This is a genomic window from Hyphomicrobium sp. 99, assembly GCF_000384335.2.
GTDB lineage: Bacteria > Pseudomonadota > Alphaproteobacteria > Rhizobiales > Hyphomicrobiaceae > Hyphomicrobium_B.
Map to the genome: position 1 here is coordinate 2447500 of NZ_KQ031382.1, position 22835 is coordinate 2470334.

General features: G+C 60.3%; 17 protein-coding genes. 10 read left to right on the forward strand and 7 right to left on the reverse strand.

Features of this window, described 5'->3' with window-relative positions:
- Positions 1-70: 70 nt before the first annotated feature.
- Positions 71-1891, reverse strand: a complete 1821-nt coding sequence (gene glmS, locus G359_RS11775; RefSeq protein ID WP_045836290.1) for a glutamine--fructose-6-phosphate transaminase (isomerizing) — start codon at positions 1889-1891, stop codon at positions 71-73.
- A gap of 140 nt (positions 1892-2031) precedes the next feature.
- Positions 2032-3399, reverse strand: coding sequence for a bifunctional UDP-N-acetylglucosamine diphosphorylase/glucosamine-1-phosphate N-acetyltransferase GlmU (gene glmU / locus G359_RS11780; protein WP_045836291.1), 1368 nt, complete (start codon positions 3397-3399; stop codon positions 2032-2034).
- Positions 3400-3757: 358 nt separating this feature from the next.
- On the opposite strand from glmU, the gene G359_RS11785 reads away from it, so the two are divergent.
- Positions 3758-4603 carry a hypothetical protein gene (locus G359_RS11785; protein WP_045836292.1) on the forward strand — a complete coding sequence of 282 codons (846 nt, stop codon included), beginning with the start codon at positions 3758-3760 and terminating at the stop codon, positions 4601-4603.
- Positions 4604-4693: 90 nt separating this feature from the next.
- Here G359_RS11785 and G359_RS11790 read toward each other — a convergent pair whose 3' ends face one another.
- A complete protein-coding gene (locus tag G359_RS11790) occupies positions 4694-5659 on the reverse strand; it encodes a KPN_02809 family neutral zinc metallopeptidase (RefSeq protein WP_045836293.1) in 966 nt (321 codons plus the stop codon).
- 139 nt (positions 5660-5798) lie between these two features.
- Positions 5799-7241, reverse strand: coding sequence for a malonyl-CoA decarboxylase (locus G359_RS11795; protein ID WP_045836294.1), 1443 nt, complete (start codon positions 7239-7241; stop codon positions 5799-5801).
- 86 nt (positions 7242-7327) lie between these two features.
- On the opposite strand from G359_RS11795, the gene G359_RS11800 reads away from it, so the two are divergent.
- The 3 genes from G359_RS11800 (at position 7328) to G359_RS11810 (ending at position 10651) form a co-directional block, all read left to right on the forward strand.
- Positions 7328-7825 carry a hypothetical protein gene (locus G359_RS11800; protein WP_045836295.1) on the forward strand — a complete coding sequence of 166 codons (498 nt, stop codon included), beginning with the start codon at positions 7328-7330 and terminating at the stop codon, positions 7823-7825.
- A 346-nt stretch (positions 7826-8171) separates the two neighbouring features.
- Positions 8172-9620, forward strand: coding sequence for a YcjX family GTP-binding protein (locus G359_RS11805; RefSeq protein ID WP_045836296.1), 1449 nt, complete (start codon positions 8172-8174; stop codon positions 9618-9620).
- Positions 9617-10651 carry a YcjF family protein gene (locus G359_RS11810; RefSeq protein ID WP_045836297.1) on the forward strand — a complete coding sequence of 345 codons (1035 nt, stop codon included), beginning with the start codon at positions 9617-9619 and terminating at the stop codon, positions 10649-10651. Before G359_RS11805 ends, G359_RS11810 begins: the two co-directional genes overlap by 4 nt.
- Positions 10652-10661: 10 nt before the next feature.
- Here G359_RS11810 and mdoH read toward each other — a convergent pair whose 3' ends face one another.
- Together mdoH and G359_RS11820 are read right to left on the reverse strand one after the other, a co-directional pair.
- Positions 10662-12635: a glucans biosynthesis glucosyltransferase MdoH gene (mdoH, locus tag G359_RS11815; protein WP_045836298.1), complete on the reverse strand. Its 1974-nt coding sequence runs from the start codon at positions 12633-12635 to the stop codon at positions 10662-10664.
- A complete protein-coding gene (locus G359_RS11820; protein ID WP_045836299.1) occupies positions 12620-14197 on the reverse strand; it encodes an OpgD/OpgG family glucan biosynthesis protein in 1578 nt (525 codons plus the stop codon). Before G359_RS11820 ends, mdoH begins: the two co-directional genes overlap by 16 nt.
- Positions 14198-14941: 744 nt before the next feature.
- Here G359_RS11820 and G359_RS11830 point away from each other — a divergent pair.
- The 6 genes from G359_RS11830 (at position 14942) to G359_RS11855 (ending at position 21721) form a co-directional block, all read left to right on the forward strand.
- Positions 14942-16228: a porin family protein gene (locus G359_RS11830; protein WP_045836301.1), complete on the forward strand. Its 1287-nt coding sequence runs from the start codon at positions 14942-14944 to the stop codon at positions 16226-16228.
- Positions 16229-16615: 387 nt separating this feature from the next.
- Positions 16616-17941 (forward strand): porin, encoded by a 1326-nt coding sequence (locus G359_RS11835; RefSeq protein WP_045837934.1) that lies wholly within the window; start codon positions 16616-16618, stop codon positions 17939-17941.
- A 118-nt stretch (positions 17942-18059) separates the two neighbouring features.
- A complete protein-coding gene (locus G359_RS11840) occupies positions 18060-19235 on the forward strand; it encodes a vWA domain-containing protein (protein WP_045836302.1) in 1176 nt (391 codons plus the stop codon).
- A gap of 164 nt (positions 19236-19399) precedes the next feature.
- Positions 19400-19921 carry a hypothetical protein gene (locus G359_RS11845; RefSeq protein ID WP_045836303.1) on the forward strand — a complete coding sequence of 174 codons (522 nt, stop codon included), beginning with the start codon at positions 19400-19402 and terminating at the stop codon, positions 19919-19921.
- A 51-nt stretch (positions 19922-19972) separates the two neighbouring features.
- Complete coding sequence (locus G359_RS11850; RefSeq protein ID WP_045836304.1) at positions 19973-20338, forward strand: hypothetical protein; 366 nt, start codon at positions 19973-19975, stop codon at positions 20336-20338.
- A 114-nt stretch (positions 20339-20452) separates the two neighbouring features.
- Positions 20453-21721, forward strand: a complete 1269-nt coding sequence (locus tag G359_RS11855) for a GNAT family N-acetyltransferase (protein WP_045836305.1) — start codon at positions 20453-20455, stop codon at positions 21719-21721.
- A gap of 4 nt (positions 21722-21725) precedes the next feature.
- Here the strand turns inward: G359_RS11855 and G359_RS11860 are convergent, their stop codons facing one another.
- On the reverse strand, positions 21726-22808 hold the full coding sequence (locus tag G359_RS11860) for an NAD(P)/FAD-dependent oxidoreductase (protein ID WP_082072908.1): 1083 nt from the start codon (positions 22806-22808) through the stop codon (positions 21726-21728).
- Positions 22809-22835: the final 27 nt, after the last annotated feature.

Here is a 22835-nt window from a genome sequence, read left to right on the forward strand (position 1 = left end):
CGAACGAGGCAAATTGTGGGCCCCCGCCCCTAAATACCGGCTTTTTTGCCGGATTATTCCAGTGTGCCGCCTATTCCACAGTGACGGACTTCGCCAAATTCCGCGGCTGATCGACGTCCGTCCCCATCAGCACCGCCGTTTGGTAGGCGATGAGCTGAGTCGGGACAGCATAAATCATTGGCGCAACAAAAGTGTCGACCGTCGGCATTTGGATGTGGGCAGCGAGTTTACACCCAGCTTTTTCCGGCGCCGCATCCGAAATCAGGATCACCTGACCGCCGCGCGCAGCAACTTCCTGCAAGTTGGACACCGTTTTCTCGAAGAGATCGTCTTCGGGAGCCACGACAACCACCGGCACGCTTTCGTCGATCAGCGCGATCGGACCGTGCTTCAGCTCGCCCGCGGCGTAACCCTCGGCATGTATGTAGGAGATTTCCTTGAGCTTCAGCGCGCCCTCGAGCGCGATCGGGAAGCTCGAACCCCGGCCGAGATAAAGAACGTCCCGCGCCTTGGCCAGCTCATGCGCGACGGCCACGAAGGGTTCGTCGTTGCGCAAGATCGATGCGATGTGCCTTGGCACCTCCATCAAGGCTTTGACGAGTGCCGTCTCCTGTTCGGGCGTGATCGTGCCTCGGGCTCGGGCGATCGCGATGGCGAGACAGCCAAGGACAGAAAGCTGGCATGTGAAGGCCTTCGTCGAAGCGACTCCGATTTCCGGCCCCGCGAGCGTCGGCAACGCCGCATGCGATTCCCGCGCAATCGTCGACGTTCGAACGTTGACGATGGAGGCGATCCGCTGGCCGTTGGCCTTGGCGTAACGAAGCGTCGCCAGAGTGTCGGCCGTTTCGCCGGACTGCGAGACGAAAACCGCAAGACCATTCTCTGGCAACGGCATCTCGCGGTAGCGCATTTCGGACGCGACATCGATATCGACCGGCAAGCGCGCATAACGCTCGATCCAGTATTTGGCGACGAGCCCCGCATAATAAGCCGTACCGCACGCCGATATCGTCACACGGCTGATTTTCGAGAGATCAGCACCCAAATCCGGAAAGCGAACGCGCGCCGTCGTCATATCGAGGTAATTCGCCAACGTGTGCGAAATGACCTCGGGCTGCTCATGAATTTCCTTCGCCATGAAGTGGCGATAGTTGCCCTTATCGATCAAAAGAGCGCTCGCGACAGCTTTGACGAGTGGCCGCTCCACGCGCTCACCGTCCATGTTGAAGATCTCGGCGCCCGAGCGGTGCAAGACCGCCCAATCGCCCTCTTCAAGATAGGTGATGGCATCCGTGAAAGGTGCAAGCGCGATGGCATCGGATCCGAGGTACATCTCGCCTGACCCGTGGCCGATGGCGAGCGGCGAACCCTTGCGCGCCGCGATCATCAAGTCGTCTTGGCCTGCGAAAATAATTCCGAGCGCAAAGGCCCCCTGCAGATGCTGCAGAGCGTTCCGAACGGCCGTGACGGGCTCCGCGCCCTGATCCATCTCGTCCGTGATCAGATGCACCACAGCTTCGGTATCGGTATCAGTCTCGAATTTGTGCCCCTTGGCCTCGAGGCTTTTCCTGAGCTCGCGGAAATTCTCGATGATGCCGTTATGGACGACTGAAACCTTCGCCGTCATGTGCGGATGCGCATTCCGCTCCGTCGGACGGCCATGCGTCGCCCAGCGCGTGTGACCGATGCCGGTGCGCCCAGCGAGCGGCTCGGTGATCAGCCGCTTTTCCAAATTCCGAAGCTTGCCCTCGGCGCGGCGTCGTTCAATCGCGCCACCCTCAACCGTCGCAATGCCCGCAGAATCATATCCGCGATATTCGAGCCTGCGCAGGGCATCGACCAAATTGGTCGAAACCGACGATTTTCCGAGAATTCCGACGATCCCACACATGGATCCGTCCCCCAAAAAGCGTTTCCCCCAAATCGAACGATGGAGGTGGTTAACAATCACATCAAATCACAGAGTGTTTCAGAGCAACTCATGCGCTTTATGCTGCAAGAGCCGTGCAAACTCTGGACTTGGTAAATTAACTACTTTTTTTGCGCCGCTGCTTTTCGGCGGGACATCACCGCACGAAACTTCTCCGCCCACCCTGGCCGCTCTTCCTGGGCGCTGCGCTCGATCGCCAGAGCGCCGGGGCTGACGTCCTTGGTGATGACGCTGCCGGACCCGATATAGGCGCCTGCGCCTATTTTTATGGGCGCAACGAGCGACGTATTCGAACCGACGAAAGCGCCCTCGCCGATCTCGGTCTTCTCTTTGTTGTATCCGTCATAATTACAAAAGATGGTGCCCGCTCCGATGTTCGCCCCGGCGCCGACCGTCCCGTCGCCGAGGTAGGACAGGTGATTGGCCTTCGCACCCTCTCCGAGAGTGACGTTCTTGACCTCGACGAAATTGCCGATGTGGACGTTCGCCCCGATCCGGGCGCCGGGCCGGAATCGGGCGAATGGGCCGATTCGCGCACCTTTCCCGATCGTCGCGCCCTCAATGTGGCAAAATCCGAGGATCTGAGCGCCCTCTTCCACCCTCACGCCTGGACCGAACACGACGTTGGGCTCAATCGAAACATCAGAAGCGATCTGCGTATCGAAGTTCAACCAGACCGTCTCCGGAGCGATCATCGTGACGCCGTCCCGCATGAACGCCGAACGCGCGCGCGCCTGCCAGACGGCCTCGGCCGCCGCCTGCTGCTCCCGCGTGTTGACGCCAAGAACATCGGTCTCGTCGCACTCCACGACCGTCGCCTTCAGCCCCTGACCGCGCGCAATCTCGATGGCATCGGTCAGGTAGAACTCACCCTTCGCATTGGCGCTGCCGATCTGGGATAGCAACCCCGACAGCTTCGGGACGCGAAACGCCATGACGCCCGAATTGCAGAGGCCGATTTTGCGTTCGGCATCAGACGCATCCTGCTCTTCACGTATTCCCGTCAGTGCCCCGCCATCATCAAGAAGAAGCCGGCCGTAGCCCGTCGGATCTTTCGGACGGAAGCCCAGAACCGCAACGCCCGAGCCGCCGTCGAGCGCCGCGCGAAGCCGCTCGATCACCTCGCCCCGGACAAGCGGTGTATCGGCGAAAAGCACGATCACGTCTCCGCCGGCCTGCTCATCGAGCGCCGGCTTGGCGGCGAGCACGGCATCCGCTGTCCCCCGCTGAGCGGCCTGCTCAAAAATCTGGGCACCCGGCGCGACGCGATTGGCTTCAGACGCAACGGACTCCATTCCGGGAGCGACCACGACCGCGATCTTGCCGCCCGCGATGCCCGATGCCGTCGTGAGCACGTGCGCGAGCATCGATTGTCCCGCAATTTTGTGGAGCACCTTCGGCAAGGACGACTTCATGCGCGTGCCCTTGCCCGCAGCTAGCACGACGAACAGACAGGGCCGGACACTCATGGAAAACCTTGGCTAGCGTTGTAACGGAGCGGAGGGCGAGCGATGACTTTGTCCTCACCCGGCCGCCCAACATGCCATAGCGCCAGCGATCCATCGGGAGCAAGTGCGGCTCGAAGAATCGATGTGCTCGCCAGTGGTAGAGCCGGACATCCATCGCACGGTACCGCTCTTTGCCTAACAGTTCCCGATGGATAGGCACCTAGCAACATCTCGGCCTTCGTCCACAGGTTCCAGCGGCGAACGCGCGGGCCGCCATTGCGGCGAGCGCACACCCGACCCAACGTCAACGACAAGGTGAAAACGATTCGGGGAAAGGTCCGTCATTCGGAGCGCCCTGACGCAGTAGGACGACAGATCTATGACCAAGACTGCAAGCGACAAACCGATGCGCAGACCCACCGGTGCCACGCCATATGCAGCGATATGGTTCACACTGGGCGGCGCAGGCCTCGGGTATCTGTGCGTGGCGTTTTTCGCGCCGCACTTGCTTCCTGACTTTTCGGGCGGCCGCCTTTCCGAGCGCGCGAGCGAAACGCAAGTGTTGCAGGTGTCGGCCGATGTCGAATACTTGAAATCATCGCTGACCAAACTCCAGGCCGATGTCGAGAGCGTCAAATCAGACGTCAGCGCACAGGCGACGCAAACCCTGCAGCTTGGCTCGCAACTCGCAGCCCTCGATGAGAAAGTTCACGCGGCCCCGACGCAGACATCGGCATTAGTCCAGTCGTCGCCGCCGCCCACTCCCGATGTGCCCGACTTCGCCTCGGGCGCAACACAAGCGCATGTGGAAGACGCGCCTGCCGCACCGCCGCCGACCAAGGTCATCAACGCCTCGCCACAGCCCGCTCCTCAAGTGGGAGCGCCGATCGTAACCGGCAGCGTCACCAAGAGTACCAGCGCGGATGCCATCAGCTTCGGTCCCGCCGTCGTCAAACCCGCGCCGAAGCCGATCGGAATTCAGATCGCGACTGACGCGTCGGTTGACGGCCTTCGCATCACCTGGAGCGCACTAGCCCAGACGCATCCCGATCAACTCGGAACGCTGACCGCGCACTATGCCGATCTCGGGACGGCAGCAAATCCGAATTTCGGTCTGATCGCAGGCCCGATCAAATCGAAAGCCGACGCGAAGAAGATCTGTAAAGAGCTCACCGCCCAATCGGTCAGCTGCAAGATCAGCGACTTCAAGGGCGCCGCCCTCTAAGCACAACGTAAATGGGGACGGGATGCACTCCCGTCCCCAAATCTTTTGCTCTCAATACATATTCGACACGCGCAGAGCGTACGTTCGCTCTTACGGATTAGCCGTGTTGAACGTATCGCACTGATCCATGCGTCCCGATTCCAATCCAGACTTGAACCACCGGACACGTTGCGCCGCCGATCCATGCGTAAACGCATCCGGCACCACACGGCCCGTCATCTTTTTCTGAATCATATCGTCGCCGATCTGCGACGCGGCGTTCAGCGCTTCTTCAACGTCGCCCGGCTGCAGGCGCTTCTTCATCTGATCGTTGAGATTGGCCCAGACGCCCGCAAGGCAATCGGCCTGTAGCTCCGTCCGTACCTGGATCTGGTTGGCCGTCGCCTCGTCGTCGGCGCGGTCTTTGAGCTGTTGCACCTTGTCGAGGATGCCGAGCTGCTTTTGCACGTGATGGCCGACCTCATGCGCGACGACATACGCTTGCGCGAAATCCCCGCTGACGTTGAACTTGCGCTTCAGCTCATCATAAAACGCGAGATCGATGTAAACCTTCTGATCGAGCGGGCAATAAAACGGCCCCATCGCCGCCTGCCCTGCGCCGCAGGCAGTCCGCGTAATTCCCGAATAGAGCACCAGCGGCGGATCCGGATAATCCCTCCCGAACCTCTTGAAGACCGAAGTCCACACATCCTCGGTGTCGGCAAGCACGCGTTTGATGAAGACCGCTTCGCTGTCGTCACCCGCCGCCTGCTTCTTCGCCGAACCGGGAAGCCCAGGAATGTCGGACGGCGAACGAGAAGACGGACGATCCGAATGCGGCATCTGTGGCATGTTGATCTGGCCACCGTTCGTACCAAGCAGAACATCGAGTGGGTTGATGCCGAAGAGCAGCATGACGGCGCCGATGATCAGCAACGTCGTGATGCTGAAACCACCTTTGCCGCCGAGAGGAATTTGAATGCCGCCGCCACCGCCCGGGAATTGAAAACCCCCGCCGTCTTGTCCGCGCCGATCCTCTACGTTGCTGCTTTCACGGTCGTTCTGATCGTAGCGCATGTCCGCCTCTGAAAAAGATGAAGCATTACGGTTCGGGGCTCGCCCATAACCCCTCATGAGCCGCAACACCAACCCGCATACTGCACGCGCGATAGGCCTTTACAAGGTCAGTGTAAAGCCGGTCGGAAACCCGCCGCCGCTACGACTTGGGGTCTTCTGGACGGCCCTTTTTGGCCTTCGCCGCACCGGGCAATGCGAGAAGATCTGGAACCGCGGCAAGACCCTTCGCCTTCGGCGCGGCTTTGAGTTGAGCGCGGACGGAGCGAGAGGCCACAACGGTACCGTCAAACGCGTAGGCCTCGTGATTGCGTTCGATCTCAGCGAGATCGTAACGATAGTTGACCATCAGCCCGTGCGCCTCGCGAAGTCCCTTCTCCGAGGTATCCGCGAGCCAGTTCAGCCGCTCGAGCCTCGCACCGTTGCCGAGATGGAAGCGCGCAACCTGATCCACCGGCCGGTCGTCGCTCGAACGGGCAACGAGAAAGTAATGTGCGGCCAAGCCCAAGAGAGCGGACTTGATCTCCTCCGCCCCGGGCGCGTCCTTAATCGCGTCCTCGACCCAGCGCGGATCGCGAAGGCGCGACAGGGCTTTCCGATCGGCGGCCGAAATCGGAACGTCGCTTCCAGTGGCGAGCGCCCGGTCGACCCAGCGCGCGAAGCTCGGAACCGGAGACAGCGTGACGAACGTCCTGAGGCTCGAAACGTCTCTCGCTAGATCCTCGACCACCTGCTTCAAGAGGAAGTTGCCGAACGAAATGCCCTTGAGACCGTCCTGGCAGTTCGAAATCGAATAGAAGACCGCGGTCGTTGGCGGCGCATCATCGTCCGAGCGATGCCCATCGAGCACCGTCGCGATGGCGTCGGGCATCTCGCGCATCAAAGCGACCTCGACGAAGATCAACGGTTCGTCAACGAGCGCCGGATGGAAGAAGGCGAAGCACCGGCGATCCTTGGGATCGAGACGGCGGCGCAGGTCATCCCAGCCGCGGATCTCGTGCACCGCTTCATATTCGATGATCTTTTCCAGAATGGCCGCCGGCGTCTGCCAGTCGATGCGCCGAAGGACCAGGAAGCCGCGATTGAACCACGACGTCAAAAGCCGCTCGAGATCGGCATCTACCGCCGCCAGCGCCTCATCCGACTTGATGTGGCGAACGAGGTCGCTGCGAAGCGCCACGATCTCCGCGGTCGCGCCTGCTGCCAGGTTCAAGCGCCGGAAGAATTCCAGACGAGGGCTGTAGGAAGCCTTCTGCAGCTTCATGAGCGTTTTTTCGGATGGGTGATCGAGATAGTTCCGCGCCGCATCCGCCACCTGCGCGGGATCGGGTTGCAGATCGTCCGCGAGGAAGCGAAAAAATTGCAGCCGTTCCTCGCTCGACGCCTTTCTCAGCTGATTGAGAAGCTGGCGAGCAATCGCCACACCCGACGCTTCCCCGCGTCCCGACATCAGCGCACGCGAGAGAACCTCAATCGACTCGCCGCCACCGTCGCCGAAGAGCGCTTTGGGAAGCAGCGCGCGCCCCTGCTCGGCAACCGTCGCCATCAATTCCTGAAAGAACGAGACATTCACGCGTTCGGCCATCGGCGGCTGGGCTCCCTGAAGCGTTAACGTTTGCTTAACCGTATCGAACGAGCATCCCGTCGTTACTTGTATAGGGCATTTTTGGCATGACCGATCGCTTTTCAACTGACTGGACAGGGTCGTCGCTCGATGCGGCGAGGAACGATACTGGACGGGTCGCCTTCTGCGGCCCCTACGTCCTCTCTGCGATCACCGGCTACGGCATTTCGAAGATCGAGGATGTCATCCGCGAAGGCCGCGAGTTGCCACCGCACCGGAAGCCCGTCGTGCGCGGAACCTACTCCGACGAAGTCGAGGCGGCTCTCGCCTATTTCGGCTATCGCATGGAGCTGAAAGAAAGCCACATGCATCGCGCCCGCAAGGAACGCCCGACGTTCTGGACGTGGATGCAAAAGCCGCGGAACGCCTGGGCCTATTACATCCTGGCGATTCACAAGGGCAAAGAAGGTCACTGGATTCTGGTGAAGGGTGTGAAGATGTGCGACACCTTCACCGAAGGCAAATGGACGTTCGTGGTCGATGGACCGCATCGCGGCTGCCGCATCATGGAAATCTTCGAAGTCAGAAAGGCGCACGACGCCTAAACCGTTCCCGCACCCACACTTCCTCATGCGCCGGCAGAACATCTCGCGACCAATGAACGTTGTATGAACCCGCGCTTCACGGCCTATTCAAGGCTTGAGCCTATAGATGGTGCAACACCCATCGTGGACCAGGCAAAGGGAGAGAGGCCGTGGCCGAGTTCGTTCGTTCGAGCGCCATCATGTTGATGGCCGTCGTGGTAATGGCCGCAGGCGTCGCCGTGTTCTTCTACGGATAAGTCGCCGCGCTCGACAGAGAGCTGCCAAAGCGCCTTGTCGAGACCCACAAGTTACGCCACTTAAAGGGGGCTCTACGTCCCCTTTTCTCTCGGCTCATGCGCGGCATCACTTGGCAGACATCTCCTATTCCGACCTCTTCAGAGACGCCCAGGCACGCTTCGCTGATTATTTGACGCCATCGGTGCGCCTCGGCGTGACCGGACTGTCGCGCGCCGGCAAGACCGTTTTCATCACCGCTCTCGTCCGCAATCTTGTTGCCGGCGGCCGCCTGCCGTTTTTCGCGCCCGACGCCGAGCGCCGCATCGTCCGCGCCTATCTCGAACCGCAGCCCGACGACAGCGTGCCCCGCTTCGATTACGAAGCCCACCTCGCCGATCTGCTTTCCACGCCGCCAACCTGGCCCGAGAGCACGAGGCGGATCTCGGAATTGCGCGTCACCATCGAATATCGGTCGGCGTATACACTGAAACGCGCCATCGGCTTCTCGAAGCTGCACCTCGACATCGTCGACTATCCCGGCGAGTGGCTGATCGACCTGCCGCTTCTCGAGCAGGACTACCGCGCGTTCTCGACGGAAGCGCTGGCGCTCGCAAACGCGCCGTCGCGGGCTGAATTCGCGAAGCCCTTTTTCGCCTTCCTAGCAGGCACCGATCCCGCGGCAGCCGAAGACGAGCAGATCGCCATGACCGGCGCCAAGCTCTTCACGGCTTATTTGCGGGCGACGCGCGACAGCGGCGCACAATCGACGCTCGCTCCCGGCCGCTTTTTGCTCCCCGGAGAATTGGAAGGCTCCCCGCTTCTCACGTTCTTTCCGATGCCGTTCTCGTCCGACGAACGCCTTCCGCGCGGATCGCTCGCCGCAATGATGACGCGGCGTTTCGAAAGCTATAAGCAATCCGTCGTCAGACCATTCTTCAACGACCACTTCGCACGCCTGGACCGTCAGATCGTGCTGGTCGACGTATTGACGGCACTTCATCGCGGCGCCGGGGCCGTCGGCGATCTCGACCGCGCCATGACCGACATCCTGAAAGCCTTCCGCCCCGGCGCAAACTCGTGGCTCTCGCTGTTCATAGGACGCAAGATCGACCGTGTGCTGTTCGCCGCCACCAAGGCCGATCATCTCCCCGCCTCCAGCCACGATCGCCTTGAAGCCTTGCTTAAAGAAATCGTCGACGATGCCGTGAACCGCGCCGAGACCGAAGGCGCAGGCGTCCGCGCCTTGGCCCTTTCGGCACTCCGCGCCACCCGCGAGGCGACGGCCAAGCACGGCGGCGAAGCGCTCCCCTGCCTACGCGGCACGCCTATCAAAGGTGAGAAGATCGGCAACGTAACATTCGACGGCGCGACCGAAGCCGCGATCTTTCCAGGCGACCTTCCCGCCGACCCGGCGGCGGCCCTGAATGCCGCTCGCCATGCCGCGGCCGCATCCCTCGAACTCGTCCGATTTGCCCCACCAAAGCTCGTCGATACGCTTTCCGATGGTAAGCCGGCAGCATTTCCGCATATCAGATTGGACCGCGCGCTCGATTTCCTGATTTCGGATTATCTCGCATGACGTTCGAGAACGATCAGCCGCCGCCGAGAAAGCCTCGCATCTTCAAGATCGACGACATCGCCGACGAGCCGGAATTCGAAGAGGCCTTGCCGGAAAGCGGAGCCGTCACGACGAGACGATCCGCTGTTCCAGCGACGCGACGCTTGACGGTCGGCGACATCAATCGCGGCTTCCACTTCGGGGGCATCTTACTTTCCGCGATGGCCGGACTTGCGTCGCTGGCGGCAGGACTTTGGTTCACGCGCTTCGTCTCGGTCGCGCTCGAGCGCCAGGACTGGGTCGGCTGGGTCGCCTTCGGGCTCATGATGATCATAGCCCTGGCGCTGCTCGGCATCGTACTGCGCGAGCTCATCGGCTTCAGGCGCCTCGCACGGCTGGCGAAGCTTCGCGCGCTTGTCCGCGATACGATTGCGAAGCCGGACGTTCAGGGCGAACGAAAGGCCGTTGCCGCGCTCCTATCTCACTACCGCGGCCGCCCGGACCTCAGCTGGGGCTTAGCGCGCGTGAAGGACCACACCGGCGACGTGCTCGAAAAAGGTGAGCTTCTCCGCCTCGCAGACCGCGAACTGCTCCGCCCGATCGATAGCGAAAGCCGCCGTGTCATTCTGAAATCGGCAAAGCGCGTGGCGACGGTAACGGCGCTCTCCCCGATCATGTGGATCGCGATGGGCTTCGTACTTGTCGAGAACGTGCGGATGTTCCGCGCCATTGCCACGCTTTACGGCGGCCGACCGGGCGTCCTCGGAGCGCTGCGTCTCGCCCGTCTCGTCGTCGGTCATATCATTGCGACCGGCGGCCTCGCGATGACCGACGATCTCCTTGGACAGTTCGTCGGCCAGGATGTTTTGCGGCGGCTGTCACGGCGCCTCGGAGAGGGCGCGTTCAATGGCGCTTTGACGTCCCGACTCGGCGTCGTCGCCGTCGAGGTCATCCGTCCACTGCCTTATCTCGACGCCGAGCCGCTGCGAGTGCGCGAAATCTTCAACGAGCTTCTCCGCTCGCTACGCGGTTCCGACAAGACTGAGGCGTAAGTGGATTGCCTTAGGCGGCAGCAGCGTCCGGTTGCTGCTCCAAGCCTCCGGGAGTCGCAATCTTGCGGGCCCATTCGTTGGAACGGTGTCCGGCATCGACAAGCACCGGTGGCGGCATCCGGTCCTCGTTCGTCGCGAGCGCCCACCGCTCGAGCGGACCAGCCCTGAGCGACGTCAGCCAACTGACCGGACCGGCGAGCACCAGCCCTAAAATAACGGGCGACATCCAGGCGAGCAAAGCGGGCGAAACCGTCCAGGCGATCGCGCCGACGATGCCACCGATCGCCGTTTGCCAGCGAGCAAACCACATTGCGTCATCGAAGGTCAGCGCTCCGTCTCCGCGCTTCTGCGCCTTCCAGCCCGAGTCGCGTCCCGCCAGAATTTCAGCGGCGCCGACCGTCTGCGTCACCATGAAGATGGGGGCAATCAGCATCGAATAGACCGTCTCGATGAGCACGCCGATCGTGACACGAATAGCGACGAAAAGATTTCGCTCTTTCCGGGCCTGCTGCCAGGCAAGCATCAGCCCCAGCGCCTTCGGCAGCAGCACCACGATCATCGTCGCCATGAAGAGACGCAGCGCAGCGCCCGGATCGATGGTCGGCCAGATCGGGAAAAGAGTCTTATCGTCCCGGAAGTAGCTCGGAATCATCTGCTGGCCCTGCAGTGCCAGCACGACACCCACGATGAGCGACAGCGCCCAAACCCCGGAGATCAGATACGAAGCCGCGCCCATGCCGAGATGCAGACGGCCCATCGGCGTCAATCCAGGCTGCGAGACGATCGCAAGATGCTGGAGATTGCCCTGTGCCCAGCGCCGGTCGCGCGCGACGACATCAATGATGTTGGGCGGCATGCCCTCGTAGGAACCTTCAAGCGACGGCATCATGTGCACGCCATAGCCCGCGCGCTGAAGAAGCACCGCCTCTACGAAGTCGTGACTCATGATGTGGCCACCGAACGGCTTTCGGCCAGGAAGCTCGGGAAGCCCGGCCGCTTCGGCGAACGCCGCCGTGCGAATGATGGCGTTGTGGCCCCAATAGTTGCCCTGGTCGCGATGCCAGAACGCGAGGCCCGCCGCAACCGATGGCCCGTAAGTGTTGCAGGCGAATTGCTGAAGCCGCTGCAGCAGGGTTTCCCCGCCGACCAGTCTCGGCACCGTCTGGATAAGACCGGCCTTGTCGTCCGCCTCCATGGCGGCAGCGAGCGAGACGAGCGTTCCACCCGACATGACGCTGTCGCCATCGAGAATGATGAAAGACTCGTAGGCGGCGCCGAACCGCTCCACCCAATCGGCGATGTTTCCGGCCTTGCGTCCGGGGTTCTTCATTCGCCGCCGATAGTAGATCGGCGCGATGTCGCTCAACTGGTCGCTCAGCGCGCGATAAACGGCGGCTTCCTTCCCGCCATCCAGATCGCCCCGCGTATCGGAGAGCACGAACACATCGAAATAATGATTGCGGCCGAGCACCTCGAGCTCCCGCACCATCGCCTCGATGGCGCCTGCGATTCGAGCCGGGTCTTCGTGATAGACCGGAAAGAGCAAGGCGGTGCGCGAAGCCAATGGCGAAGTCGGCGGCGGCGGCTCGATGCTGTCCGGCCGCTCACCCGTGAAGAGCGGTAGAAACCCGAGGGCCGCACTCAGGCTGCCGATCGCGATCCACCCGAAGGCGATCGTCGAAAGAATAAGAAAGAGAAACTGCACCGGAGTGATGACGACGAACGACAGGATGCTGAAGAGCTCCTGCGCGAAAGCACCCGTCAGCACCGCCGCGCCGGCGAAGATCGCCGTCCGAGGCACCCAATATCCCCGTCGCCGCACTTCTGCGACGGCCTCAACCGGCTTCGCGAAATCCTGAACCGGCATGTCGAGCGCCGCACCGCGCGGCAAATGCCGCCACGGACCCGCGTCGCGAGGACTGTTGGAATTTGGAGATGCTTCGAGCACCTCGCCGATGAAGTTCTCGTTTACGGCTTCGTCCATCGATAGAGCCAAGTCTCCGAAACCGCCTGATCGCCTGCCTTCAACACACAACGTAGCTCGGCGAGTTCGCTATCGCCGGGCGCCAGTTCGAACGACACGCGCACACCCGAGATTTCGAGATTTCGTTGAACAGAGACGTTGGAGATCTTGCCCGCACTCGCCGACAAATCGGCAGCGGGCAGATCCTTGGCATCTTTCACTAAAGGTCCTGTCAAATCGATGACGAAGAGAACGTTCCCCGGCTTTTTTGCGTTTCCAACCCGCGTCTTGACGACGCGGGCGCCGGACCATGATGTCGGCACGTCGGGTCCCCAGAAGATCTTGTAATTGAAGACGTGCGGCCCACCCGCGGCCAGTCCCTTCGAGGGCTTCCAGTAAGCCGCGATGTTATCGTGGATCTCGTCTTCGATCGGAATCTCGACGAGTTCGACAAAGCCGTCACCCCACCCGCTCTGAGGCTGCACCCAGACCGACGGCCGGCGCTCGTAATGGCTCTCCAAGTCTTCGTAGTTCTGAAACGAGCGATTGCGCTGCCAAAGACCGAATCCCTGCGGATCACGATCCGTGAATGCGCTGAGTTGTAGAGTCTTGGGATTGTTGAGGGGGCGCCAGAGCCGTTCACCGCTGCCATTGACCATGGCAAGCCCTTCGCTGTCGTGCACGGCGGGACGAATATCATCGATGCGGCGCTGGCTCGACTGACCGTGGAAGAACATGCTCGTCAAAGGACCGATGCCGACATGACTGAGAGCCGTTCGCGGATACAAAGTCGCTTCGACATCCATAACGGTCGTCTCTCCGGGTGCGATCGCAAACCGGTAAGCGCCGGTCGTAGATGGACTGTCGAGCAACGCGTGGACGATGATTTCGGTTGCGATAGGCTTTGGTCTTTCGATCCAAAAGCTTCTGAAGAACGGAAACTCTTCGCCTCCCGGCTGCGCGGTGTTGAGCGCCAAGCCTCGCGCCGACGCTCCATAGCCCTGCCCGCGCCCAACGGCGCGCAGATAGCTCGCGCCCTGGAAGACCGTATATTCGTCAAACGCATCCGCGCGGTTGATCGGACCGTGAATCCGGAATCCTGAAAATCCGAACGGCGCCGAATCGGGCCCCGGACCGATCAGCGGACCAAAGGAAAAGAGTTTGCTGTCGGCGACGAGTCGAGTCGCTTTCCCGTTCTCGACGACCCAAAGATCGACCGGAACGTCATACAGCCAGCCCATCGCGAACGGCTGGACCTGGAAGTCGACATGATCCCCCTTCCAGATTGCCTTCTCCGGACGGAAACGAATATCCCTGTATTGTTCGTAGGTTAGCTTGTTGAACGGAGGCGGAAGCGCATCCATGGCCGGCTTGGAGAACGGCTGATCGGCGAGCCTCTTCGCTTCAGCCTTCAGCGTCGTCGGCCCGAATGCCATGCCTTGCGGGCTCGGCTGTGGCGCCGCGGCCTCCCCTTCAGCGTGAGCATCCGTGACTGCCAGGGCCATCTTAGCGAGCCCAAGCGCAAAACTTCCCGCCACCGCCTTTTCGAGCAGTGAGCGGCGATCAAGCAAATTACCTGTCATTTCCGATATCAGCCAACCCTTGCGGTACGTACATTCCGCCTCACGCCCTCGCGAGCGCCCCCGACGGCCGGTCCCAAATAGCTAGGGGATGATTGTGGCAGATTTTCCACGCGCGCCACCGACCCGTGTGACTTTCCCGTCATTGATTATTATCTCGACAGCCTGTTTCTCAACAAGTGCATAATCGCAGGCCAAACGAAATGCCGAAAGCGGAATTTCCCTTTTGCATATAATAGGCTAATGCCATTTACAGCAGTGATTTTATGCCGAATCACTAACGAATCGCTGATGCATTGACAGCACAGTCCAAAACTCTTTCAAGGATGCTCTTGGCCTGCTCAAAGCTTCTCGCTATTGAGCCCATATATATAAGGTCGCAAATCGCATAATTCTTGTGCTCAACGCACACGTTGCCGCGATTAAAAATCGCAACCACCTGTTCGCTCAGAAAAATCAATTCGACCGGAATTCGGCTCGCGAGTGGCCGTCGTGTGGCAACATCAGCGCTCGTTGCCATTCTGTCACAACGCCCGGCGATTCAACTGTGCACAGCACTAATACTATTCCCCGACCTGAGCGGATCTGCCTATACATTCGCCCTGAGCGGTATTTCGGGGGGAAGCCCGTAACCGCAGAAGACGGGTTTGAGGACGGTTAAGAATAAGCACTACGGGAAGAAGAGTGTTGGGCTGAACAGTCTGTTCCGTCCTCATTCCTCAAGTCGAAGCAGACGGGAGCTAATTCATGAACAAATATAGTCTGAGTGCGCTTATGGCGGCAGGCCTGGTTGCAGGTAGCCTGTCGACCGGCAGTGCATCCGCAGCTGATCTCGGAGGCAACTGCTGCGCAGACCTCGAGGAGCGGATCGCTGAACTCGAAGCAACAACGGCACGTAAGGGCAACCGCAAGGTCTCCCTCACGGTCTCCGGCTGGGTTGGCCAGCAGGTTACGTACTGGGATGACGGTCACGAGTCGAACACGTACGTCACCGATCTCGGTTCGACGCTCGCCAGCCACGTGAAGTTCACGGGTCAGGCGACGATCCTTCCGGGCTGGACGGCTGGTTACGTTCTGCACCTGGAAGCCATCGGCTCCGACAGCTTGACGACAAGCCAGAATACACCCGACGGCAAGAACCTGCTGACCGGCACGTCCAACGGCGTTTCGACGCTGCAGTCGTTCTGGTTCATCAAGAGCGATCAGCTGGGTAAGGTCTCGGTCGGTAAGCAATCTGACGCGGCTGACAACGCAGCAATCCTCGTTGACGGTTCGGGCTCGCTCGTTCCCGCCAACTGGGTAGCGTTCGACGTTCTTTCCTTCGGCGTCCGCTACAAAGGTTCTAACGCAAGCACCGGCCTCATCTGGGGCGGCGACTATTGCCAAGCCGCTGGCGGCGCCTGGGGCGACTGCTTTGGTGCACCTCGCAACGTCGTTCGTTACGACTCGCCAACTTTCGGTGGTTTCTCGGTATCGGCTTCATGGGGTGAAGACGACATCTGGGCCGTCACCACGCGTTACGCCGGTGAATGGGCTGACTTCAAAGTCGCTGCGGTGGCATCTTATGCCGAAAGCACCGACGAGGCTCTGAATCACGGACTGATCGGTCCCCAAGTGTACAATGCTACGCAGCGCTACTTCCAGGCCGGCGCATACGTCGAACACATCCCGACGGGTCTGTTCGCTTACGGCGCGTACGGTCATGATGACTACGACTTTGCTGGCTCCGGCCAGTCTGAGACGTGGTATGGCAAGGGCGGTATCCGTCAGCGCTGGAACCCACTCGGACACACCGTGCTTTACGGTGAGTATGAGAAGATCCGCGGTAGCGGTCAGTTCTCACAGTCGGCTGATACTTTCATCGGCGCCACGCATGACTCCGTTCGAGTTGCCGGCGGTGGTATCGTTCAGGAAATCGATGCAGCTGCAATGTCGGTGTGGCTGAAGTACCGGAACCTCTCTTACGATGATAACTCCGGTAACTCCTACGACAACTTCAACGAATTCACCTTCGGCGCTCTGATCAACTACTGATCTGACCGATACAGTCTCGAAATAGGAAGGCCGCCCAATTTGGGCGGCCTTTTTTCGTGTCGCACGAATTCGACGCCGTGGCCGGCGGGCAACTATAGCGTGTTGCTACTCAGTCGATACCCGCATTCGCAACCTACTGTTTTTCAATTCACATTTTCAGACGCACAAAGACAATTGATCTGAATGAGCTTTTCCTACACCACCTGGGAATAAATATGCGAATCGCAAACCTGAATTGTTGCGAACGTACGAATCACTAATCTCCCCCTCAAGCGGCGAAGTCACTTGGCAGGTGTTCAGCCTCAGGCTGCTCCGGGAGTGGCCGACTACGGCGAACGCCGAAGTACTGCGTTCAGGCTAGAAGTGCTGAAGACGGGAGAAGGCAGAATGACGAAATTTAGGGTAGGCGCTCTGGTGGCTGCAGGCGTCCTCGCTGGCGGATTCGCCACGAGCGCCTCTGCAGCGGACCTCGGCGGCAACTGCTGTGCAGACCTCGAGGAACGAATCGCAGAGCTGGAAGCGACGACGGCACGTAAGGGCAACCGCAAGGTCTCCCTCACGGTTTCGGGTTGGGTTGGCCAGCAGGTCATGTGGTGGGACGATGGCCGCGAATCGAACACCTACGTCACCGATCTCGGTTCGACGATCGCCAGCCACGTGAAGTTCACGGGCCAGGCGACGATCTTACCGGGTTGGTACGCCGGTTACGTTCTGCACCTCGAAGCCACTGGCTCCGACAGCTTGACGACCAGCCAAAACGTCGTCGATGGACCGAACGCACTCTTGGTGCCACACACTGTAAACGGTGTCAGTACCTTGCAGTCGTACTGGTTCGTCAAGAGCGATCAGCTCGGCAAGGTTTCGATCGGCAAGGCATCGGATGCGGCCGATAACGCGGCAATCCTCGTCGACGGTTCGGGCTCTCTCGTTCCGGCCAACTGGGTGGCCTTCGACTACAATAGCTTTTTCATCCGCGAAAAGGGTACGGGCACTCTGTCGCCCGCAGTCTGGGGAGGCAATTTTTGCCAGAGCTTTGGCGGTGCCTTGGGCGACTGCGACGGCGTACCGCGCAATGTCGTTCGCTACGACTCGCCGACCTTCGGCGGCTTCTCCGTATCGGCATCGTGGGGCGAGGATGACATCTGGGCCATCACGACTCGCTACGCTGGCGAATGGCACGACTTCAAAGTTGCGGCCGTCGCGTCGTATGCCGAAAGCACCGACGAACTTTGCTGCAACACATCGAGTGGCTTCGTCGTCCTTAACAACACGCAGCGGTACTTCCAGGCTGGTGCCTATGCTGAGCATGTTCCGACCGGTCTTTGGATGTACGGCGCCTACGGCCACAATGATTACGATGATCCGACGAACCTGACCGGAACCAGGGGCCAATCGGAGACGTGGTACCTCAAAGGCGGCATCCGTCAGCGCTGGAACCCGCTGGGTCATACGGTCCTCTACGCCGAGTATGAACACGCTCACGGCGAAGGCATCTTCGCATCATCGGGTGTCGATGGCTTCACGGCTGCCGGAGACTTCAGCGCCGCCAATAAGGACACCACCAAGCTCTGGGGCGGTGGTATCGTCCAGGAAATCGACGCTGCAGCGATGTCGGTATGGCTCAAGTATCGTCACCTCGAATATGACGATAACTCCGACATACGCTTCGATGACTTCCAGTACTTTTCCTTCGGTGGTCTGATCAACTACTGATCACCTCGATAGCCAAAATAAGAGAAGCCGCCCGCCCAGGCGGCTTCTTTGCTTTGGGTGCAATCGCTGGCTCTAGGGCCGCATTGTCCCGGCACGCCAAAGCGCTTACCTCTCTCATATGTTCGAGACTTTTTTCACCGAGCTTCGCTCGGCCAAACTGCCGGTAACCCTTAAGGAATATCTGACGCTGCTCGAGGCCGTCGGCGCCGGCGTTGCAGGCGGCCGCGTCGAGGACTTCTATTATCTCGCCCGGGCCACCCTCATTAAGGACGAGCGAAACCTCGATCGTTTCGACCAGATCTTCGCGCACGTCTTCAAGGGAATTGACCTTCTGCCCGAAGCCATCGAAGCCGAAATCCCCGAGGAATGGCTTCGCCGGATCAGCACGCTTCACCTCTCCGAAGAGGACAAAAAGAAGATCGAGGAACTCGGCGGCTGGGACAAGATCATGGAGGAGCTGAAGAAGCGCCTCGCCGAACAGAAGGAGCGCCACCAGGGCGGCAACAAGTGGATCGGCACCGGCGGCACCTCCCCTTACGGGGCATACGGATATAATCCCGCAGGCATTCGCATCGGCCAGCACGAGAGCCGGCATCGCCGTGCCATCAAGGTTTGGGATAAACGCGAATTCAAGGATCTCGCGGGCACAGCTGAAATCGGCACACGGACGATCAAGGTCGCGCTTCGGCGCTTACGCCAATTCGCACGCTCCGGCGCCGCCTCCGAGCTCGATCTCGACAGCACGATCCGCGGCACCGCCGAGAAAGGCTATCTCGACGTTCGCCTTCGCCCCGAGCGGCACAATGCCGTAAAGCTTCTGATGTTCTTCGACATCGGCGGCTCGATGGACGATCACATTCGTGAGGTCGAAGATCTGTTCTCCGCCGCTCGCGCCGAGTTCAAGCACCTCGAATACTACTACTTCCACAATTGTCTCTACGAGGGTGTCTGGAAAGAGAACGCCCGCCGTTACACGAACAAAATCGATACATGGCAGGTGCTCCACACCTACCCAGCCGACTACAAAGTCATTTTCATCGGCGATGCCTCGATGAGCCCCTACGAGATCACCGTCGCGGGCGGCTCGGTCGAACACATGAACGAGGAGCCCGGCGCCGTCTGGCTAAAGCGAGTGACCGACATCTATAAGCACGCCATTTGGCTCAATCCGGTCGATGAGCAGCATTGGGACTGGACGCCCTCCATCGGCATCGTCCGGCAACTGCTTGGCGGCCGCATGTTTCCACTGACGCTTGATGGTCTCGATGCCGGAATGCGCGCTTTGATGCGCTGAAATCGTCGTTCCGACGCAGTTCGGTGTGTAAGATCCCTAAGGCGACTGTTGAGTTGTGCCGCAAACCGTTAAGCTCTGAATGTGGCAAACTCGATTCTAAGCATTGACCTTGCGCTAAGCCTGGGACAATGAATTGGAAAATGAGGGGTGGGGGGAACATCCCAATGAAGAACGTTAAGATCTTTCTCGTGGCGATTTCCACTGCCGCTCTCGGCGGTTGCGGCGCTTCGCTGCCCAGCCTTCCGACGACGGGCTCCCTCCTTGGGGGTGAGTCGAAGGCCGCGCAGGCAAACGCCAATCCGAATGATCCGCTCGCACGAACGATGGACGTCGCAGCGACGTCCGCGCGCGCTATCAAGTGCGGCTATAATTTCGACCCGGTAAAACTCAAAAACCAGTTCCTCACGTCCGAGAGCGCCGCCAATCCCGCCGATGCCGCAAAGCTTCCGCAGGTCTACGACACGGCATTCAACGGCGTCTCGAAAGCCCTGGCCGATAAGGGCGCCGACTATTGCACCCCGCTGAAAGTCGCGCGCATAAAGCTCGCGCTGACTAGGCACCTTGGGGGAGACTACACGCCCGCGCCTCCTGAACCTTCGGAAGATAGCGGCGGAATCCTCAGCGGATGGGGCGGCGGATCGACGAGTTCCGAGGGCGTTGATACGAAGCACGTCTTCGAAAACTGACGCGGGCCCGTTCGCTGCTTTCGATCTTTCGCGCTTTGCCGGAACGCACGCGTGCAGCAGATTCTCTGGACCGAAATCGCTATTAAAGCCGTCGCTGGCCTCGTCCTGTTGATCGTGCCGCTCACGGCACTCGCGATCGCCGGGTTGGCGCGGCCGACCACCGGCCTATGGCCTCGTCTCGCCGGTGCGCTTTTACTGGCGATCGCGGCGAGCATCTGGATCGGGCTGGAGTATCCGGCAAGTCGAGGATCGATCGGCCCGGCGGCCCTCGTGCCGCTCAATCTTTTTCCGGCGGCCGTGCTGATCGCAGCACTCGTGATGGGAACGGCTGCACCGACACGCCGTGGCAAGGTCGTCCTTGGACTGACCGCTATTTTGCTGACGCTGCTGGCTTTTCTCGAAATTGCACACGTCTAAGGACATTCCTCAGACTTAGGCCGTGTAACGCTCACCTAACATTTCCCCGCTACACCTTCAGAAGGAAATCCTGAAGCCCGGGCCCACCCCCGCCAATCCAGATCGTGCTGAGCCATGAGCGTTGCCGCCCGTTCGCTGACATCTTTCGAGCTGCCGGCTTTGCAAGAAGACCGTTCACCCAACGTCGTCCGGCATCCCACGTTTTGCGAATTCGATCTCATCACCGAGCGCCGAGCATTCGATGCGCTCGAAGCCGATTGGAACGATCTCTTCGCGCGTGCAGGCAATCCAGCAAACGTCTTTCAAACCTTCAGCTTCTGCTGGCACTGGGCCAATCATTATCTGCATGAGCCGGATCTCCGCGAGCGTCGCAGCCGATCGAGCGGACTGAAACTCCGGCTCATCACAGCTCACCGCGACGGTCGCCTGGTCATGGTATGGCCCCTCGTCTCCGAGCGCGTGCGCGGCATCACGCAAGTTTTCTGGATGGGCGAGCCGGTCAGCCAATACGGCGACGTGCTGATCGACGCCGTCGAGGATAAGGGTGCAATCCTCCGAGCCGCATACGAATTCCTGCGCACGCAAACCCGAGCCGACATCCTCCGCCTACGCCGCGTAAGGGAAGATGCTAACGTCGCGCCGCTGATGGCGGACATCTCAGCTACCGCCGCCGACCGCCAGCTCGCCCCCTACATGGATCTGACGTCGGCGAACGATTTCCAAGCATTCGAACAACGCTACTCAAGCAAGACCCGAAAAAACCGCCGCCGCCTCTTCCGTCGCCTCGAAGAAAAAGGTCCGATCGAGTTTCTTCGTCTGCATGGCGGAGAAGAAGCACGTCAGCTCGCCGTCGAAGCCGTCGCGCTCAAAGCGGAGTGGCTCAAATCGCGCGGCCTGCTTTCGAACGCCATCGCCGACCGGCGAATGGCGGGTCTTTTCGCTGATCTTGCCGAAGGCAAAACGAAACCCACGGGCTGCATTGTCTCGGCGCTCAAATCGAACGGCGAGATCGCAGCTCTCGAAGTGTCCTTCGCCTGCAAAGCGCGACTTGCGATGCATCTCATCGTCTTCAATCTCGCGTTCGAGAAATCGGGCGCCGGCGTCCTGCTTCTCGAGCAGAGCTTGAAGGATGGATACGCAGAACGCTTCGACGCACTCGACATGCTGGCACCGGGCGATGATTACAAATTCGACTGGTGCGATAAGTCGGGCAGCGTTGTCGACTGGGTGAAGCCGCTCACGCTCCGAGGCGAAATCTACGCGCGGGCTTACCTTGGTTTCTTACGCGGACGCATCAAGACCGCGCTCAAGAAACTGCCTCAGCCGTTGCGCCGGCTGATGCGCAACGGTTTGGCGAAAACCGCGTCTCCCTCTTCGGAGTGACGCGCTACTTCACGCCAAGTTTTTTCTGCAGGCTGGACGACGAGGTCGTGTACTGGAACAGGAGCTTCTTGTCCGGATAGACGATCCTGTGCGCGGCCTGCGCCATCAGCGCACCCTCATGGAAGCCCGACAGAATGAGCTTCAGCTTGCCAGGGTACCAATTGATATCGCCGATCGCGAAGATGCCGTGTTCGTTGGTCTCGAACCGCTCGGTGTCGACGAGAATGAGGTTCTCGTGAAGATTGAGACCCCAGTTGGCGACAGGCCCGAGCTTCATCGTCAAACCGAAGAACGGCAGCATGGCCGAGCAGGCAATGCGCTCGGTTCCTGAAGCTGTCTTGACGTCAAGCGCCGACAGCTGCCCGTTCGCGCCCTCGAGCCCCGTGACCTGACCGATGAGCAGACGAACGCTCGACTCTTCGACGAGCTTGCGCATCTTCTCGACGGAATGCGGCGCGGCGCGAAACTCGTCGCGGCGATGAATGAGCGTCAGGCTCTTTGCAACCGGCGCGAGATTGAGCGTCCAGTCGAGCGCACTGTCACCACCACCGACGATAACGATATCGTGCCCGCGCATCGTTTCGATCTTGCGGACGGAATAGAAGACCGACTTGCCTTCGTACTCTTCGATGCCGTTGAGCGGCGGACGCTTCGGCGTGAAGGATCCGCCACCCGCAGCGACGACGACGACCTTAGACAGAAACTCAGTGCCAGCGTCCGTCGTCAGGCGAAAGCGGCCGTCAGCCTCGCGGCTCAATGCATCGATGCGTTCGTTGAAATGAAATTGCGGCCCGAACGGCTTGATCTGCTCCATCAGCCGGTCGGTCAGCTCTTGCCCCGTCACGACGGGAAGCGCTGGAACGTCATAGATCGGCTTCTCGGGATAAAGCTCCGCACACTGTCCGCCGGGGCGGTCGAGGATATCGATCACATGCGATTTGATATCGAGAAGCCCCAGCTCGAAAACCGCGAAGAGACCGCAAGGCCCCGCGCCGATGACAACGGCATCGGTTTCGATCGGCCCGGAGGTTTCAGCGGCCTCCAGAACTTCGGAAGTTTCGGCCGCTGCAGGAGTAGTTTCGATCATTTCGATCGCCCGTTGAAAAAGCTGACT

Coding starts and splice junctions, on each gene's coding strand:
- glmS (WP_045836290.1), bottom strand. CDS start 1,891: ATGTGTGGGATCGTCGGAATTCTCGGAAAATCGTCGGTTTCGACCAAT.
- glmU (WP_045836291.1), bottom strand. CDS start 3,399: ATGAGTGTCCGGCCCTGTCTGTTCGTCGTGCTAGCTGCGGGCAAGGGC.
- G359_RS11785 (WP_045836292.1), top strand. CDS start 3,758: ATGACCAAGACTGCAAGCGACAAACCGATGCGCAGACCCACCGGTGCC.
- G359_RS11790 (WP_045836293.1), bottom strand. CDS start 5,659: ATGCGCTACGATCAGAACGACCGTGAAAGCAGCAACGTAGAGGATCGG.
- G359_RS11795 (WP_045836294.1), bottom strand. CDS start 7,241: ATGGCCGAACGCGTGAATGTCTCGTTCTTTCAGGAATTGATGGCGACG.
- G359_RS11800 (WP_045836295.1), top strand. CDS start 7,328: ATGACCGATCGCTTTTCAACTGACTGGACAGGGTCGTCGCTCGATGCG.
- G359_RS11810 (WP_045836297.1), top strand. CDS start 9,617: ATGACGTTCGAGAACGATCAGCCGCCGCCGAGAAAGCCTCGCATCTTC.
- mdoH (WP_045836298.1), bottom strand. CDS start 12,635: ATGGACGAAGCCGTAAACGAGAACTTCATCGGCGAGGTGCTCGAAGCA.
- G359_RS11820 (WP_045836299.1), bottom strand. CDS start 14,197: ATGACAGGTAATTTGCTTGATCGCCGCTCACTGCTCGAAAAGGCGGTG.
- G359_RS11830 (WP_045836301.1), top strand. CDS start 14,942: ATGAACAAATATAGTCTGAGTGCGCTTATGGCGGCAGGCCTGGTTGCA.
- G359_RS11835 (WP_045837934.1), top strand. CDS start 16,616: ATGACGAAATTTAGGGTAGGCGCTCTGGTGGCTGCAGGCGTCCTCGCT.
- G359_RS11840 (WP_045836302.1), top strand. CDS start 18,060: ATGTTCGAGACTTTTTTCACCGAGCTTCGCTCGGCCAAACTGCCGGTA.
- G359_RS11845 (WP_045836303.1), top strand. CDS start 19,400: ATGAAGAACGTTAAGATCTTTCTCGTGGCGATTTCCACTGCCGCTCTC.
- G359_RS11855 (WP_045836305.1), top strand. CDS start 20,453: ATGAGCGTTGCCGCCCGTTCGCTGACATCTTTCGAGCTGCCGGCTTTG.
- G359_RS11860 (WP_082072908.1), bottom strand. CDS start 22,808: ATGATCGAAACTACTCCTGCAGCGGCCGAAACTTCCGAAGTTCTGGAG.